Raw genomic sequence first — 14,904 nt, forward strand, 5'->3', positions numbered from 1 at the left:
CCTCATGCACTCCATTTTTGAGGCGAAGGTGCCTCAAAAATCAAGCAATAGTGTTTTCTGTTGACGAGTCTGCGATTTTTAAGAAGGCATCATGAATGAAACAGTACCTACAACCCCCAGCGAGGCTCCGCCCGGCGCGTCTACCAGCTGGTCAACCCCGGAAAATAAACGGGCTGTACGTCTGAACAAAATCAGAACATATTTTTCCAAGCCCCAAAACGTTATCTTGCTGCTGTTTGGCATCGTCCTAACGTTTTCAACTTTCTTGCCGGTCGTGTCGATTATCCAAGACACGATAATGATTCACCCCGGCACGATAGATGCGCACCTCACCGGGCGAAATGAAGGCTACACGGTGGTGAACTATACCGACTTGTTCACCTCTAACTTGGCGAAAACAAACTTGTGGATACCGCTGTTCAACACCGTGTTGTTAGCCATCTTTACCTGCACGATTTCTATCGTCTACGGCGGGTTCTTTGCCTTCCTGGTGACGCGCACGAACTTGCGATTTAAGCGCTACCTCAGTTCAATTTTTATCTTCCCCTACATCATGCCCCAGTGGACGCTCTCGGTCGTGTGGCGTAATGTGTTCTATTCAAATCAGGTCACCGGCACTTCTAACGGGCTGTTGGCTTCCCTGTTCGGGATTCATGCTCCATTGTGGTGGTGCCAAGGTTTGGTACCCAGCTCTATTGTGTTGGGGTTGCACTATGCGCCCTTCGCTTACATCCTGATTGGCGGCATCTTTAAAAACATGGACTCTAACTTAGAAGAGGCCGCCACCATTCTGGATACCCCTCGGTGGAAGACAATGTTTCGGATTACCTTGCCGATGATTAAACCTGCCATTTTGTCCACTGTGTTATTGGTGTTCGGTTCCGCAATGGGTTCCTATCCGGTACCCCACTACTTGAACTTGACGACCTTGGCGACCAAGTACATTTCGCTAAACTCCAAGTACACCGGACAGGCTTCTATCTTGGCAATCATCATGATGCTGTTCGGGGTAGCGATTTTGCTGGTAAACAATCAAGCGATGAAGAGCCGCAAGAATTACACCACAGTGACCGGCAAGTCCGGTCAACTTTCCAAGATCAGCCTAGGGCGGATCGGGTCTTGGGCAATGGGGATGGTCTTTATCGTCATCACGTTCTTTACCTCAATCTTTCCGATTCTGTCCTTCGCTCTGGAAACCTTGTTACCCAACCCGGGCGACTATTCCTTCCTGTACACGATGGATGTGTCGAACCTGACCACAAAATGGTGGCTGACTAATGAAAACATCACGGAAAACGGGCTGTATGGTCAACATGGCATCCTGTTTAACGACACGATTTGGTCGGCATTCAAGGGAACCTTGCTGGTGGCGCTGTCATGTATGTTGATTGCCGGTACTATCGGTACTTTGGTGGGATACGCAGTATCCAAGAACCGCAAGAGTCGGTGGGCAAACTATGTAAATGGGGTCGCCTTCCTGCCCTACCTGATGCCGTCCATCGCGGTAGGTGCGGCACTGTTCGTACTGTTCTCAACCGAAACAATTAACTTGTTCAACACCTACTGGTTGTTGATTATTGCCGGTGTTATCAAGTACATCCCCTTTGCTTCCAGGGCGTCGCTTAACTCGATGTTGCAGCTGAGCAACGAGATTGAAGAAGCGGCAATTATTCAAAATATTCCCTGGCACAAGCGGATGTTCAAAATCATCATTCCCATCCAGAAATCGTCCATCATCAGCGGGTATATGTTGCCGTTTATGACATGTCTGCGAGAATTGCCGCTGTTCTTGCTGTTGTGTACTCAAGGGTTCATCCTGGCAACCACTCTGGATTACTTTGACGAAATGGGTCTGTACGCGTTCTCGAGCGCTATCAACCTGATCCTGATTGTCACCATTCTGTTCTTTAACACCCTGGTTAATAAACTCACCGGGGTCAGTCTTGACGATGGCATTGGAGGAAAATAACATGCCTGAAATTACGCTAACAAACATCACTAAACGGTGGGGAAATTTCTTTGCTGTTGACCATTTGGATTTGCATATAGAAGACAACGCCTTCATCACGTTGCTGGGACCTTCAGGATGTGGGAAAACCACAATTTTGCGCATGATTGCCGGGTTGGAAACACCTACATCCGGGCAAATCAAAATTGGCGATCGGGTGGTATTTGATTCCAAAGCTGGCATCAACGTCCCTGCCAACAAACGTAAAGTGGGATTCCTGTTCCAAAACTATGCGCTGTGGCCAAACATGACGGTGGAACAGAATATCGCTTTTGGCTTGAGCAATGTTAAGGAAGAAATGCCCACCAAGGACATGGATGCCAAATTGTGTCTGGATGAAATCCGGGCATTGTCTAACCCGAAAAAGTACCTGGAGCTGTTGGCGGAATGCCGTAACAAGATGGGTGAATTGGACGAAAAACGGGCGATGCTGGCAATCATTGATGCATTCACCGTTTCAAAATTCACGGCGAAACGACTGTTCGACAAGCATTATGAGAAACAGGATGTTTCGGTATTGCAGGCACGTTGCCAAGCTCTGCAGACCCAGTTGGATGACATCGTCGCCAAGCATAAGGCTTGCGGGGAAACCTTGGGCAAGGATCTAGAAATCATCAGAAACGGCACCACCCTCACCAGTGTGCGCAAATACAACAAGGAAGAAATCGACATGATTATCCGCCGTGTTTCGCGCGTGGTGAAAATCGGGATGTTCATGGATCGTTATCCGGCGGAACTCTCGGGTGGTCAGCAGCAGCGTGTGGCAATCGCCCGTACCTTGGCTCCAGAACCGCACGTGCTGTTTATGGACGAGCCGTTGTCAAACCTGGATGCCAAGTTACGCCTGGAAATGCGTTATGAACTGCAGCGTTTGCATGTAGAGACCGGTTCAACCTTTGTTTATGTGACCCACGATCAGATGGAAGCTATGACATTAGCGACGAAAATCTGTTTGTTGAACAATGGGGTATTGCAACAATATGACGCTCCCCTGGACGTTTACCATCGGCCGAATAATTTGTTTTCCGCAGACTTTGTGGGTAGTCCCTCCATCAACTTTATTGAGGCTCAAGGGAGCCAAAACCAGCAAGGAGAGATAGAGCTGGAACTGTTGGATGGATTGAAAGCCCGCTTTATCCCCAGCGAAGAGTTGGATTTGGGACAGTGGCAAAATGAACGTGACGCCCAAGACATTGCCAAACGAGAAGCTCATGCTTTAGAAATGAAAGATCGTAAAGCAGTGGAAAAATCCAACAAAGACAAGATGTTTGATTATCACATCGCCAAGGTTGATGAAACCGTGTTTGAACCGGAGGAACATGTCCCCACAGACGAGGATTTTGTGTTGGGTGTCCGCCCGGAATACTTGGAAATCGGGGAACAGGGCGATATCGAAACCGAGATTTACGGTGCCATGCCGACCGGGATGGAAACCACGTTGAAGCTGCGCGTAGGGGAGTTTCTGTTGACAGGGGTTATGTTTGGATCCAGTGTGTATCAACTCGGACAGGTGCAGCGTTTAAGCTTACGAGGAAATCGGGTGCTGCTGTTCGATCGTCAGAGCGGACGCTTGGTGTCCACCGGTGCATTGCAATTTGGGTAACGTAGCGTGAATTGGGTTTTGGGGTGTCGTCACGGAACCCCAAAACCCAATTTGCGAGCAGGCGATGGTTGCGATTGGCAAAGCCAAGGTGGGCTTGATTTGGCACCAGATGGGCAATGTGCTAGGCTATACGAGCCTAAGACCGCCGGTCCGAACGGATAATTCAGCAACAGCTGAGCCTGCGCAGGAAACGATAAGCGAATCACGAACGGTACCCACCGCCCTTGTGCAGGGAGAAAATCTGTGAAACGGTGTGGAGACCGTGACTGCACGCCCCGGCTCTTGCGCCCGGGGCTTTTCTATTGCCCAAAACTCCGTGACGCCGGCTAAAAACGGAAGGAGGGCTCATGGCAAGGCCTGATAAAGTCACAGATGTGCAGTCTCTCGCGGCATCCGCGAAGGACTCCGCCGCTGTCATTTTGACCGAATACCGTGGTCTGACCGTAAAGCAGATGAAAGAGCTGCGTACCTCGCTTGGGGTAGGAGTACGTTACTCCGTAGCGAAGAACAAGCTCGCGAAACTGGCTATGAAGGAAGCGGGGTTGGAGGGTCTCGACGAATATCTCGTGGGGCCGACCGCTATCGCTTTCGTCCCGGCCGATGGTGATGTTGTTAGCGTCGCCAAGGCTCTGGATACCTTTGCGAAGGATAACAAGGCGCTGGTTCTAAAGGCTGGCATCATGGACGGGGAAATCCTCGATACTGACGCTGTTAAGAAACTCGCTTCCCTGGAATCCCGCGAAGTTTTGCTGGCGAAGTCCGCTGGATTGCTCAAGGCGCTGCAAACTCGCGCTGCCGGGCTGTTCCAGGCTTCGGCTTCCAAGACGGTTCGCACCATCGACGCCTACCGCGAAAAACTCGCGGCCTAAGGCGCTTTACTTTAGACCTAGATTCAAAGAGAAATGCGCTCGCCCTAGCGAGCAACGCCCGGTGTACAGGAACCACCAGGCGGATAAACCGAAAGGATGCCTAAAATGGCGAAAATGACTGTTGATGAACTGATCGACGTGTTCAAGGATATGACCCTGATTGAGATCTCTGACTTCGTTAAGAAGTTCGAGGAGGTCTTTGACGTGACCGCCGCTGCTCCGGCTGCGGTGGCCGTGGCGGCTGCTCCGGCTGCTGGTGGCGAAGCTGCTGGTGGCGAAGAAAAGACCGAGTTTGACGTAGTGCTCGAGAGCGCTGGCTCCTCCAAGGTGCCGGTTATCAAGGTCGTCAAGTCTCTGACCGGCCTGGGCTTGAAGGAAGCTAAGGACCTGGTTGATGGTGCTCCCAAGGCCATCCTCGAAGGCGCCAAGAAGGAAGACGCTGAGAAGGCCAAGGCTGACCTCGAAGAGGCCGGCGCTACCGTTACCCTGAAGTAGCAACGCTTTCGGGGTGCGTCGCACTCCGAAAGCCGTTCACAGGCTTATAAATCCGTTGGGCACTGCAGATATCTGCAGTGCCCAACGTGTATTTACGGATTTGCGACCGTTAGCCCTCGACCGGCAGGTCGTCCGTCTCCGAGTTCCGGTCGGGAATCCCGGTCGGAGTCTGGGAAACCGGCAGCTTAGACACATCAACGGGGTGGAGCAGGTCAATGGCGATGCCTACCGCGACCCCGGCCAGAGCGGGGGTCAGCCAGCCCATCTGGACACTGCCCAGCGGAAGGACATGCAAAACGTCTTGCAGAGCCTGCTGCCAACCGCTGACGTGCTCCCAAGCCGGCAGCTTGAAAGTCGAGATAGCTTCAAAAATTCCGATGATGGTGGCTACCCACGCGGACAGCCGGTAGGTCCAGAAAAGCTGGCGTTTCATGGTGTAATCCAGCAGGGCGATGAGAATCAGGCAGATAGCCGGGGGATAGGTTGCCAAACCAATCGTCACCACGATGGCCAGGATGTTCTCTAAGCCCAGGTTGGCCACCAGCAGGGAAACCACCACGTGAATACCCAGCATGGTCGACCGATGAACTTTCGGGAACAGGTCGCAGAAGTATTGGGTCGAGGCTCCCATCAGCCCGGTAGCGGTGGTCAAGCAGGCCAGGAACACGATAATCGAGAACAAAATCTGACCGACCGGACCGAAAATCATTTGCGCAGCCAGGGACAGACCGGCAGCCGGGTTAGCAATCTCCTGGTCAGCCACGCGGGTACCCACGAAGGCCAAGCCCGTGTAAACAATAGCTAGGGACGCTCCGGCAATCCCGGCGGTAAAGGTCGTGGCCCGGAACACGGAACGCTTTTCGTTGTAGCCGTGAGCGTGCAGCTGGGTAATGATAACGACACCGAACACCAGGGAGGCCAAAGCATCCATCGTACCGTAGCCGGTAATCAACCCTGCGGTAAAGGGCGATGCCTGGTAAGACGGATCGGGGTGGAGTGTCTCGACACTGGGCAGTTTAAACATCGCGATGGCAATCATCACCAGCAGCAAAATCAGCAGTGCCGGGGTCAGGTACTGACCGATACGATCGAGCATCCGGTCGGGGCGATTCAGCAAAATCAGCACGATGGCAAAGAAAATCAACGAATAAATAAACAGCCCGACATGATTCGCGGCGGTCTCCCCGCTCTGGGCTCCGAGGCTGGTCAAAGGCCGGACAGCCATCTCCCAAGACACGGTCGCCACGCGGGGCATCGCGTAGAGCATCCCGCAGAACAGGAATACGGCTACGGTCAGAATCAGGCCCGGAATGTGTCCGATGCGGTCCGCAATCCGCCCGGCTCCATAAGCATCTGTCGAGGCCGCCATCATCCCCGCCACCGGGAACAGTACGCCCGTCAGCAAAATACCGATAACCGCGGGGATTACGTTGGCCCCGCCGCTGACGCCGACTTGGAAAGGAAATATCAGGTTGCCTGCGCCGAAAAACATGGCGAACAGGGCAAATCCGGAAACTAAAAGGTAGGTGTCGAAGCCTTTACGGCTAGGGGAATTCATATATATAGCCTTCCTGATGGGTGGCAAATTGGCGGGACTTTCCCGGATTCCAAGCCTAGCACAAGTCGGATTTACCAAGAATTCCCCGGTTTCTCAAGGATTTCAGGGGTGGGGAGTCGGGTTGATTAGGGTCGGTCAAGGCCGGTGACACGAGACGGGCGGTCAAGGGAGGCGGTGTGAGGAGGTCGGTCGCGCGGGATTGCCCAACCAGGGGGTCACGGCTGGCGCTCGCCCGGGTCCGGGAACCAACCTTGCGTCAGCTATTTAGCGAAGCAGTGCGCGGAGTGGGCCACTGTCCGCGCCAAGCTGGCTAACAGCGCAGTTCGCGGAACGGAACTTCGGCAGCCCGCAGACGGGCGGCAGTCAGGTCAGCGATGGTGTGCAGCCCTTGCTCCCCAGCCGGACCGGATTTTGCCGCGCTAAATGGCTCTTCCAGCTGTATCAGGAAAAAACGCCGCCCGGTGGCGTGTGCCGCCTGCCCGGTAGTGCCCGAGCCGGCAAAAAAATCCAGGACCGTGTCGCCGGGGCTGGTAGCGGCCTCGATGAGGACTTGCAGCAGCTTCGTGGGCTTCGGGGTTTCAAACAGTCCGCCGAGCCCCAGATGCTGCAGTTCTCGCTGCCCCGAAATCGTCGAAGGGCCCACAACCAGGTCTTTCAGGGCAGTTTCATGAAAATTCCGGATTTTCGTATAAATTTTTAGGCTGCGATGAGCCCCCCGGCCGTGTACCTGAAATTCCAGGTCAGCATAATCGCGTTCCACCTTCGCTCGTGACCAGCGCCAAGCGTGATACTTCAGTCCCGGTTTCGCATTCGGATGGGGGTGGGCGCTAACCCAGCCGGCACCTGCCAGTTTGGGGTCAGTGGCCCCGACCTCGCTGGTGCGCACCGCTCCGCTCTGGGGATGATAGTGAATGTCGAACACCATCGAAGGGGCGGTGACCTCGTTGAACTTCGAGTTCGTGTTGTACAGCTCGTTCTTGGTGACATAAGCCCCGCGCGCATCGTGTTTCACTTGGCGTTGGGGCAGGTGATACACGGTAGGCATGAGTTGTTGCAACAGCTCGGTGCGGCCGCGGAGCTGGCCCACTTGGGTGGCATTGCGGGCATAAGTCAAGATGTATTCATGCGTTCCCGCTGGTCCGGCCCCCAGCTGGCGGCCTTTCAGGTTAGAGACCCACACGAAGTTGCCAATCAGGTTTGCGGTGCCAAAAATGCGGTCCATCTCGAGTTTCAGTTCGCACAGTTGGTTAAAGTCAATCGAGATAAAGATGAGGCCGTCAGCACTGAGCAGCTCGCGCGCCTCCGCCAATAGCGGGCGCATCATCGCGAGCCACTCGTCTTTGGCGCGCCGATCGTGGTAGGCGAAAGTGTTTCCGGTGTTGTAGGGCGGGTCGATGTAAATCATCTTCACGCGTTGCCCGGCTTGGTGCAGCGTCCGTAAACCTGCCGCGGCATCGGCACGCAACAGCCAGTTACCTTCCCGAAAATCGTCCACGAAAAAATCCTACCGAGCCTCGTGCCGCGTACCGGGAAAAATCGCCGGTCGAACCGGGAAAGTCAGAACCGGCGCTTGGGATGGGACACGGAAATAATGGCACCCTGGGGCAACACCTTGTTCGGATCCAGGGATGCCGGCACGGTGGCGACAAAAGCCTGGAAAGTCGGGGGACGGCGCACAATGAGTTCGAGTTTCCCGCCGTCGGCTTCAATGAGCTGTTTGGCTAGCGCCAAACCAATCCCGGTCGAACCGTGTCCAGACACGCCCTTCTTAAAAATATCCGGGGCGATTTCATCGTCCACGCCCTCGCCTTCGTCGCTGACCTCGAAATACATGCCCTTTTTGTTGCCGCTCATCTTGGCGCGTACCGTAGTCGTGCCCGCCCCGTACTTCAACGAATTCTCCAGCAGAGTGGCGATGACCTGGCCCAGCGAGCCCGGCGTGGCCAGAGCGGGGCGGTCGGTTTCGTTACGGAACACCAGTGGGCGATTCGCTGCCCGGAACTGGTTTTCCCACTCGTTTTGCTGGTGTACCAGGAATTCGTCCACGTTAATCGCCTGGGTGGTGCCCCCGCCGGCATTTTGGGAGTTGCGTTTCAGGTCCTCGACTACGCCGGTCAGGCGTTCCAGCTGGTCCAGGCACTGTTCGGCTTCTTGCTGTACTTCCGGTTCACTGCTGATCATCTGGATTTCTTCCAGCCGCATAGACAGGGCCGTCAGCGGGGTGCGCAGCTGGTGGGACACGTCCGAGGCGAACTGGCGTTCTGCGGCGATACGCCCCGCCAGGTTTTCGCTGGCCCTAACCAGTTCGTCTTGTACCAGGTCGATTTCTTCAATCCCGGAGGGAGTCACGCGGGGACGTACCCCGCCGGAACCGAGTTGCTCAGCCTGAGCGGACAGATAAATGAGCGGCGCCGAGATTCGGCGAGAGGACCGCAGCGCGATGAACGCGCCGACCAAGACTGCTGCCCCCACCCCGGAAAGAGTCACCAAAACAAACACTACGGAACGCGAACGGGCGTTATCCGAGGAAGAAATGACTGTCAGGGTGGCTCCCGTGGCGGTCTCGACCCTAGAGACGAGCGGGAAAACCGGGCGAGTCCCAAAGCTCAAATCCCGCCCGTCCTGAGTGGTGACTTCCACCCTGGTGTCGGCCGAGCGTCCCGGCCACAGCCAGCTGGCCACGGTCACGTCAGTCACATAGTGGCCGGTCAGAGACGTACGGTCCAGGGCTAGCGCGTATTGTTTAGCGGTTGCGTCAACGTCGGCGCGGGCTGAATCCCACAGCTGATTGACGGCGAAAGCGGCCAGGGGCACGCCCAGCAACAGCACGGCAATGATGACCGCGCTGAGGATAGAAATCAGGATTTGCTTGCGCAAGGGCTAGGCAGTTTCAAAACGGAAGCCCATGCCGCGCACGGTGGTGATGTAATGCGGATTGTTCGCGTCGTCGCCGAGTTTGCGGCGCAGCCACGAGACGTGCATGTCCAGGGTCTTGGTGGAACCTGACGGATCCCCGCCCCACACTTCCCGCATAATGGCTTCCCGCTCCACGACCGCGCCGGCCTCGCGCACCAGCACCCGCAGCAGTTCAAACTCTTTCGCGGTCAGCTGCAGTTCGCGCGTGCCTTGGAAAGCGCGGTGCGCGGAAACCTCGATGCGCACGTCCTGGGCGGTCAGGTCGCTTTCTTCGGTGATTTCCCCGCCGGAGCGCCGCAGCAGAGCCCGCACGCGAGCCAGCAGTTCGCCCAGCCGGAAAGGCTTGGTGACGTAGTCGTCCGCCCCGGCATCCAGGCCCACCACCATGTCGACTTCGCCGGTACGCGCGGTCAGAATGAGAATCGGAATGGTCAGGCCTTGGGCGCGAATCGTGCGCGCTACGTCCAGGCCGTCCATATCGGGCAGCCCCAAATCCAAAATCACCATGTCTGAGTCATTGACTTGTTTCAGGGCAGAACCGCCCGTAACGTGAGCGCCGACTTCGTAGCCTTCGCGTTGCAAAGCGCGGGTCAGCGGCTCGGCAATCGCGGGATCGTCTTCGACTAAAAGGACTCTGGTCATTCCTCTTCCTCTGCTTTCGCTTTTCTATCTCCTGGTTCCGTTCTCTCGAATTGACCGAAACTCTGGATTATCGCAGGTGTTCGTGAACTGGGAGAATGGTGAAACCCTAAGTCATCATCGAGTAAAACTTTACCCTCTTTTGACCCGTTGCGCTATTCGACGGAACATTTAAATTATTCCTCAGTATTCCCAGTCTTTTTGAGCGTGACTGGCGGGTATCCTGCCCGTTCTTCCGGGTGGGAACGCAACCAAAGCTAGAATGGGGCTGACGAAAGGAAACTGGTGATGCTGTCCCATTATGTGTCGGGTGAGCCGCAAAACCCGATGGTGGTGTTGGTTCACGGAGTCTGCGATTCGGCCTTGGCGTGGGTCGATTTGCTAAACCACCTGCGCGACCGCTACTTCGTGGTGGCACTGGATTCGCTGGGACATGGCACCTCGCGGCGTCTGCGCGATACGGAGCTAGCCGACCCGGCTGCGGCTTCCGCAACAGAATTGGTGCTGACCTTGCAATATCTGGAACAGCTCTATGGGCAAACCCCGGTCATCGTGGCCCATTCCATGGGGGCAGCCATTTCCAGCTACCTGGGCGGGTATCATCCCGAGTTGATGAAAGCGCTCTTTCTCGAGGACCCGGCCTGGTTGAGCCCGGTGCAAGCGGCCGGATATCGCCAGCGGGCTGGTGAACAGGTCGCCCGCTGTGAACACACCTGGCAGGCCAATCCGGTGGAAACACTGGCGGACAACGTGGCGCAGCGTCCTGGCTGGAGCGCCGCCTCACACTATGGCTGGGCATTAGGCAAAGGGCTGGTGGACCCGCGCCTGCTGGCCACCGGTATCGTCAGTTTTCGCGAACCTTGGCCAGAAATCGTCGCGGCGCTGCGCGTACCGACCAAAGTTGTTACCTCAGACACGGATGAGGTGTTGATTGGTTTGGCGGGCGTAGACGCTATCGCCCAGGTAGGTAACCCTTTGGTGCAGACCGAGGTTATTTCCGGGACTGGTCACGGCGTGCGGCTCGGCGCCCCGGAACAATACCACGCCAGCTTAGACGAATGGCTCCACCGCTACGCGGGCTGACCGGAAAGGCAAAACGATGCAACCCTTCTTGTGCCCTGAACTGATGCCTGCAATCGCCGCCACGCCCCCACAAACACCTTGTGACCTGCAAACTATGCGAAGTGAAGGGGACCGAATGTTAGGTATGTCCACAGGAACCCCGACCGGAGTAAACCTCGAGGTGAGGACAATCCCCGGCGGAGACGGCCAACCCATGGAGCTCCGTTGTTTCACTCCGCAAACTACCGCGGAGTCTGCGGCGGCAGAAGGTCGGGCGGGCGGTGCGCCAATCTTGCTCACCTTCCATGGCGGCGGCTACGTGGCTGGTAGAGCCCGGTTTGACGATGTGCACAATGCTGAGTTGGCTGAGTATTTGGGGGCACAAGTCCTGTCCGCGGACTATCGCCTGGCGCCCGAATTTTCGGTGGACCGGGCGGTGGCGGATTGCCGCTCGGCGCTGCTCTATGCCCTGGAGCGGGGTCGCGAGTTAGGGCGGGAAGTATATGTTTTTGGCGATTCCGCCGGGGCCGGGCTGGCGTACTATTTCGTGGCGGAGCTGATGGCGGAATCAGCGGAGTGCCCGGTGGCGGGAATGATTCTGTTCGAACCCTGCTTGGATCCGCGCTGCGAGAGTGAATCTATGCAAACCCACGCCGCCGGCCCGGTCTGGACGGCCCAGGCTAATCGGGAGGCTTGGGATTTGGCGGCGCCGAGCCCGGCCCTGCGTGCGAAACTGACGGAAATCCTGGACAGTCCGGCAGTGGCTGAGAAAATGCCGCGCAGTCTCATCGTGGTGAACCCCATCGATCCGTTGCGCGATGAAGGGCTGCGTCTAGCTCTGCGCCTAGCTGATTGCGGGGTGCCGGTGGAGGCGCATATGTATGCCGGGACCTTCCACGGGTCCTTGCGAGTGCCGGGCAGCCAAACCTGGGCTGAACTGCGGGAACTGCTAGGTCGTTTTCTGGGTTGCCGCGATTCAAACCCGCGCGATTAGGCTAGAGGCATGGAACAATCGGATTCTGATTTGGGTGCGGCCGCGGTGAGCGTGGTGTTGGCTTCCGCTTCCCCGGCGCGGCGCAAAGTGTTGCAAGGGGCGGGGTTGCGCCCGGTGGTGCGGGTTTCTCACGTGGACGAGGACGCTTTGCTCGCCACGCTGCGTTCGCGCGCAGCTGGCCCGACCGAGCAGGTTTTGGCGCTCGCGCAGGCAAAAGCGCGGGCGGTAGCGGGAGAGCTCGAGACTTCGCTTTCGCCGGGTGCGGACACGTTGGTGGTGGGCTGTGACTCCATGCTGGAGTTTCACGGCGAAGTGCTGGGTAAACCCCACAATCCCGAAATCGCCCTCGCGCGGGTGCGCGCCCTGTCGGGGGATTGCGGGGTATTGCACACCGGGCATTGGGTGATGCGTTTACGCAGCGATGCTGCCGAGGCCGTTGCAGAAGTGGGGCGCACCGAGTCTACCGTGGTGCATTTCGCGGATTTTAGCGAGGCGGAGGCTCGCGCCTACGTGGCTAGCGGGGAACCGCTGGAAGTCGCCGGCTCATTTACGATTGACGGCCTGGGTGGGGCATTCATCAGTGGTATCGAGGGCGACCCGCACAATGTCATCGGGATTTCCCTGCCCTTGTTGCGAAAGCTGGCTGGCGAACTGGGGATTTTCTGGCCCTCGTTGTGGGCTTGAGCCAAATCTTCCTCTTTATTGGCTGCAAAATAGTTTCCCCTTGACAGCTGTGTGATGGTGTATTAGTGTTGTAGTACACAAACATGGTACCGCGTTTGTCTAGGTAAGGAGAAGCTGATGGATTTCGATACTGAAACGCCAATTTGGCGTCAGTTGCTTGACGACTTCTCACGGCGGATCACCAGCGGAGCGTGGGAGCGAGGTTCCCAGATTCCCTCTGTACGCGATTTATCCGCCGAGTACGGGGTCAATCCCAACACCATGCAAAAGGCGTTGACCGAGCTGGAGCGCACCGGCTTGGTTGCCTCGCGCCGGGGATTGGGACGTTTCGTCACCGAAGATGCCGGAACTGTCCGGGAACTCGGCAAGGATCTGGCGAAAACCTCCGCGCACAACTTCATAACAGACATGAAAACTTTGGGACTGAGCCTCAGCGAAGCCCAAGATCTGTTGAACAGTCAATGGAAAGGACGTGATTGAGATGCAACCCTTAGTGGAAGTGTCCAACCTCACCAAACGCTACCAGGGCATCAAAGTAAACGGGGTGGTGAAACCGGCATTAGACCAGCTTACCCTCAACTTGAGCGCCGGGAGAGTCGTCGGTTTGCTGGGTGAAAACGGCTCGGGCAAGACCACGCTGTTAAAGATTCTGGCCGGGGTGCTGGAACCTACCAGCGGGCAAGTCCGCATCGACGGCCAGGAAGTCGGGACGAAAACCAAAGCCATGACCTCTTTCCTGCCCGATGCCGCCTGGCTGCCCGAATCAATCAGTGTTGACGCGGCTATCAACCGGCACGCGGATTATTTCGCGGACTTTGACGCGAAAAAAGCCACAGAACTGGTGGAGTTCCTGGGGCTGGAACGCAGCCTAAAAACCAACCACATGAGCAAAGGGATGCGTGAAAAACTGCAGCTGGCGCTGATAATGTCACGTTCCGCCCGGCTCTATCTATTGGACGAACCGATTTCGGGAGTGGATCCGGCGGCGCGCCAAACCCTGCTGGACACCATTGTGAAAGGCTGGAACCCCGAAGCGACTCTGTTTATTTCCACCCACCTGGTTACCGACATTGAGCCGGTACTGGACGAAGCCGTATTCCTGCACGCGGGCAAGCTGTTCAAACAGGGCGAAGCTGATGAACTGCGGGAAGCCTACGGTATGTCCCTGGACCTCATCTTTAGGAAGGAATACTCCCATGTTCGCTAAAATATTCAAGTATGAAGCCAAAGAAATGGGCTGGCAGCTGCTGCTCTATCTGGCTGTCGGCTTGGCGGTGGTGTTTGCCTCGGGGCTGTTGAGCCTCACTAACCAAAGTTTCCTGGCCACCACGGGCACCACCATCGGCGCCCTAGTGGCAATCATCATTCCTTTCCTCGTGTTTATCATGGGTTCCAAGTACTACTACCAGACCACCTATGGGCAGCGCGGCTACTTTACAAACACCCTGCCGGCCTCGGGTGGAACAGTGCTGGGTGCGAAGTCTTTGTGGCTGTTTATCGCGGTCCTACTCAGCATTTGTTGGAGTTGCTTGGCGCTGGGCTGGATCATCTTTACCCAGATGGCGGGGTCGGCAGGACCCGAGCTGAGTTTCGGCGAAAAATTCGTTGCGACCTGGGAGGCTATCGGGCAACTCCTGCAAAGCACCCCTGCCTACCTCATCATCACTATGATCGTGGTCTTACTGCTGGCGACGGCACAGTTTGTGATGTGGGTGGTGAGCTTTTCCGCCCTGGCTAACCGATTCAGCTTCGCTTACCTGTCCACCAACAAGGCGGTGACCATCAGCGCGATTCTCCTCTATGTGGTTTATGAGGCGGTGTTGGCTCTGTTTACTTTCCTGGTGCCGGCGACGTTGCACATCACGACTACGGCAGGCAGCGCCCAGACAAAGTTACTTATCGGCGCTATCTTCTCGCAGACCAACGAAGGGGCCGGCGTATTCATTCCGCTGGGAATGCTGGGCTTGATTCCCCTGTTGATTGTCGGCTACTGGTTTGCCCACAACTCGCTGTCTCGACACCTGTCGTTGCGTTAGTTGGGTGTTTCACTGTGGCGGCTCGGGATTCCGGGCCGCC

The 14,904-nt window shown here is 56.5% G+C and carries 14 protein-coding genes; 10 read left to right on the forward strand and 4 right to left on the reverse strand.

Features of this window, described 5'->3' with window-relative positions:
- The first annotated feature begins 91 nt into the window (after nt 1-91).
- The 4 genes from AC5LBQ_RS05665 to rplL all read left to right on the forward strand — a co-directional run bounded on the left by AC5LBQ_RS05665 (nt 92) and on the right by rplL (nt 4,975).
- Nucleotides 92-1,969, forward strand: coding sequence for an ABC transporter permease (locus AC5LBQ_RS05665; protein WP_493264876.1), 1,878 nt, complete (start codon nt 92-94; stop codon nt 1,967-1,969).
- A 1-nt stretch (nt 1,970) separates the two neighbouring features.
- Nucleotides 1,971-3,611 (forward strand): ABC transporter ATP-binding protein, encoded by a 1,641-nt coding sequence (locus AC5LBQ_RS05670; RefSeq protein ID WP_493264877.1) that lies wholly within the window; start codon nt 1,971-1,973, stop codon nt 3,609-3,611.
- 347 nt (nt 3,612-3,958) lie between these two features.
- Complete coding sequence (gene rplJ / locus AC5LBQ_RS05675; RefSeq protein WP_282921048.1) at nt 3,959-4,480, forward strand: 50S ribosomal protein L10; 522 nt, start codon at nt 3,959-3,961, stop codon at nt 4,478-4,480.
- Between the two features lie 105 nt (nt 4,481-4,585).
- Nucleotides 4,586-4,975 carry a 50S ribosomal protein L7/L12 gene (gene rplL / locus AC5LBQ_RS05680; RefSeq protein ID WP_282921049.1) on the forward strand — a complete coding sequence of 130 codons (390 nt, stop codon included), beginning with the start codon at nt 4,586-4,588 and terminating at the stop codon, nt 4,973-4,975.
- Between the two features lie 109 nt (nt 4,976-5,084).
- Here the strand turns inward: rplL and brnQ are convergent, their stop codons facing one another.
- From brnQ to AC5LBQ_RS05700, 4 genes are all read right to left on the reverse strand, one after another.
- A complete protein-coding gene (gene brnQ, locus AC5LBQ_RS05685) occupies nt 5,085-6,533 on the reverse strand; it encodes a branched-chain amino acid transport system II carrier protein (protein ID WP_493264878.1) in 1,449 nt (482 codons plus the stop codon).
- Nucleotides 6,534-6,843: 310 nt separating this feature from the next.
- Complete coding sequence (locus tag AC5LBQ_RS05690; protein ID WP_493264879.1) at nt 6,844-8,028, reverse strand: site-specific DNA-methyltransferase; 1,185 nt, start codon at nt 8,026-8,028, stop codon at nt 6,844-6,846.
- Between the two features lie 62 nt (nt 8,029-8,090).
- On the reverse strand, nt 8,091-9,410 hold the full coding sequence (locus tag AC5LBQ_RS05695) for a sensor histidine kinase (RefSeq protein ID WP_491680212.1): 1,320 nt from the start codon (nt 9,408-9,410) through the stop codon (nt 8,091-8,093).
- A 3-nt stretch (nt 9,411-9,413) separates the two neighbouring features.
- Nucleotides 9,414-10,091: a response regulator transcription factor gene (locus AC5LBQ_RS05700; protein ID WP_295027629.1), complete on the reverse strand. Its 678-nt coding sequence runs from the start codon at nt 10,089-10,091 to the stop codon at nt 9,414-9,416.
- Nucleotides 10,092-10,376: 285 nt separating this feature from the next.
- On the opposite strand from AC5LBQ_RS05700, the gene AC5LBQ_RS05705 reads away from it, so the two are divergent.
- The 6 genes from AC5LBQ_RS05705 to AC5LBQ_RS05730 all read left to right on the forward strand — a co-directional run bounded on the left by AC5LBQ_RS05705 (nt 10,377) and on the right by AC5LBQ_RS05730 (nt 14,864).
- Nucleotides 10,377-11,171, forward strand: a complete 795-nt coding sequence (locus AC5LBQ_RS05705; RefSeq protein WP_493264885.1) for an alpha/beta fold hydrolase — start codon at nt 10,377-10,379, stop codon at nt 11,169-11,171.
- Between the two features lie 115 nt (nt 11,172-11,286).
- A complete protein-coding gene (locus AC5LBQ_RS05710; protein ID WP_493264880.1) occupies nt 11,287-12,144 on the forward strand; it encodes an alpha/beta hydrolase in 858 nt (285 codons plus the stop codon).
- 9 nt (nt 12,145-12,153) lie between these two features.
- Nucleotides 12,154-12,828, forward strand: coding sequence for a Maf family protein (locus tag AC5LBQ_RS05715; protein WP_493264881.1), 675 nt, complete (start codon nt 12,154-12,156; stop codon nt 12,826-12,828).
- Between the two features lie 117 nt (nt 12,829-12,945).
- Nucleotides 12,946-13,308: a GntR family transcriptional regulator gene (locus AC5LBQ_RS05720; protein WP_493264882.1), complete on the forward strand. Its 363-nt coding sequence runs from the start codon at nt 12,946-12,948 to the stop codon at nt 13,306-13,308.
- Nucleotides 13,301-14,035: an ABC transporter ATP-binding protein gene (locus AC5LBQ_RS05725; protein ID WP_366125176.1), complete on the forward strand. Its 735-nt coding sequence runs from the start codon at nt 13,301-13,303 to the stop codon at nt 14,033-14,035. The genes AC5LBQ_RS05720 and AC5LBQ_RS05725 overlap by 8 nt, the downstream gene beginning before the upstream one ends.
- Entirely contained in the window at nt 14,025-14,864 is an 840-nt protein-coding gene (locus AC5LBQ_RS05730; RefSeq protein ID WP_493264883.1) for an ABC transporter permease, read from the forward strand. The genes AC5LBQ_RS05725 and AC5LBQ_RS05730 overlap by 11 nt, the downstream gene beginning before the upstream one ends.
- The last annotated feature ends 40 nt before the right edge of the window (nt 14,865-14,904 follow it).

This window comes from Mobiluncus sp., from assembly GCF_985070215.1.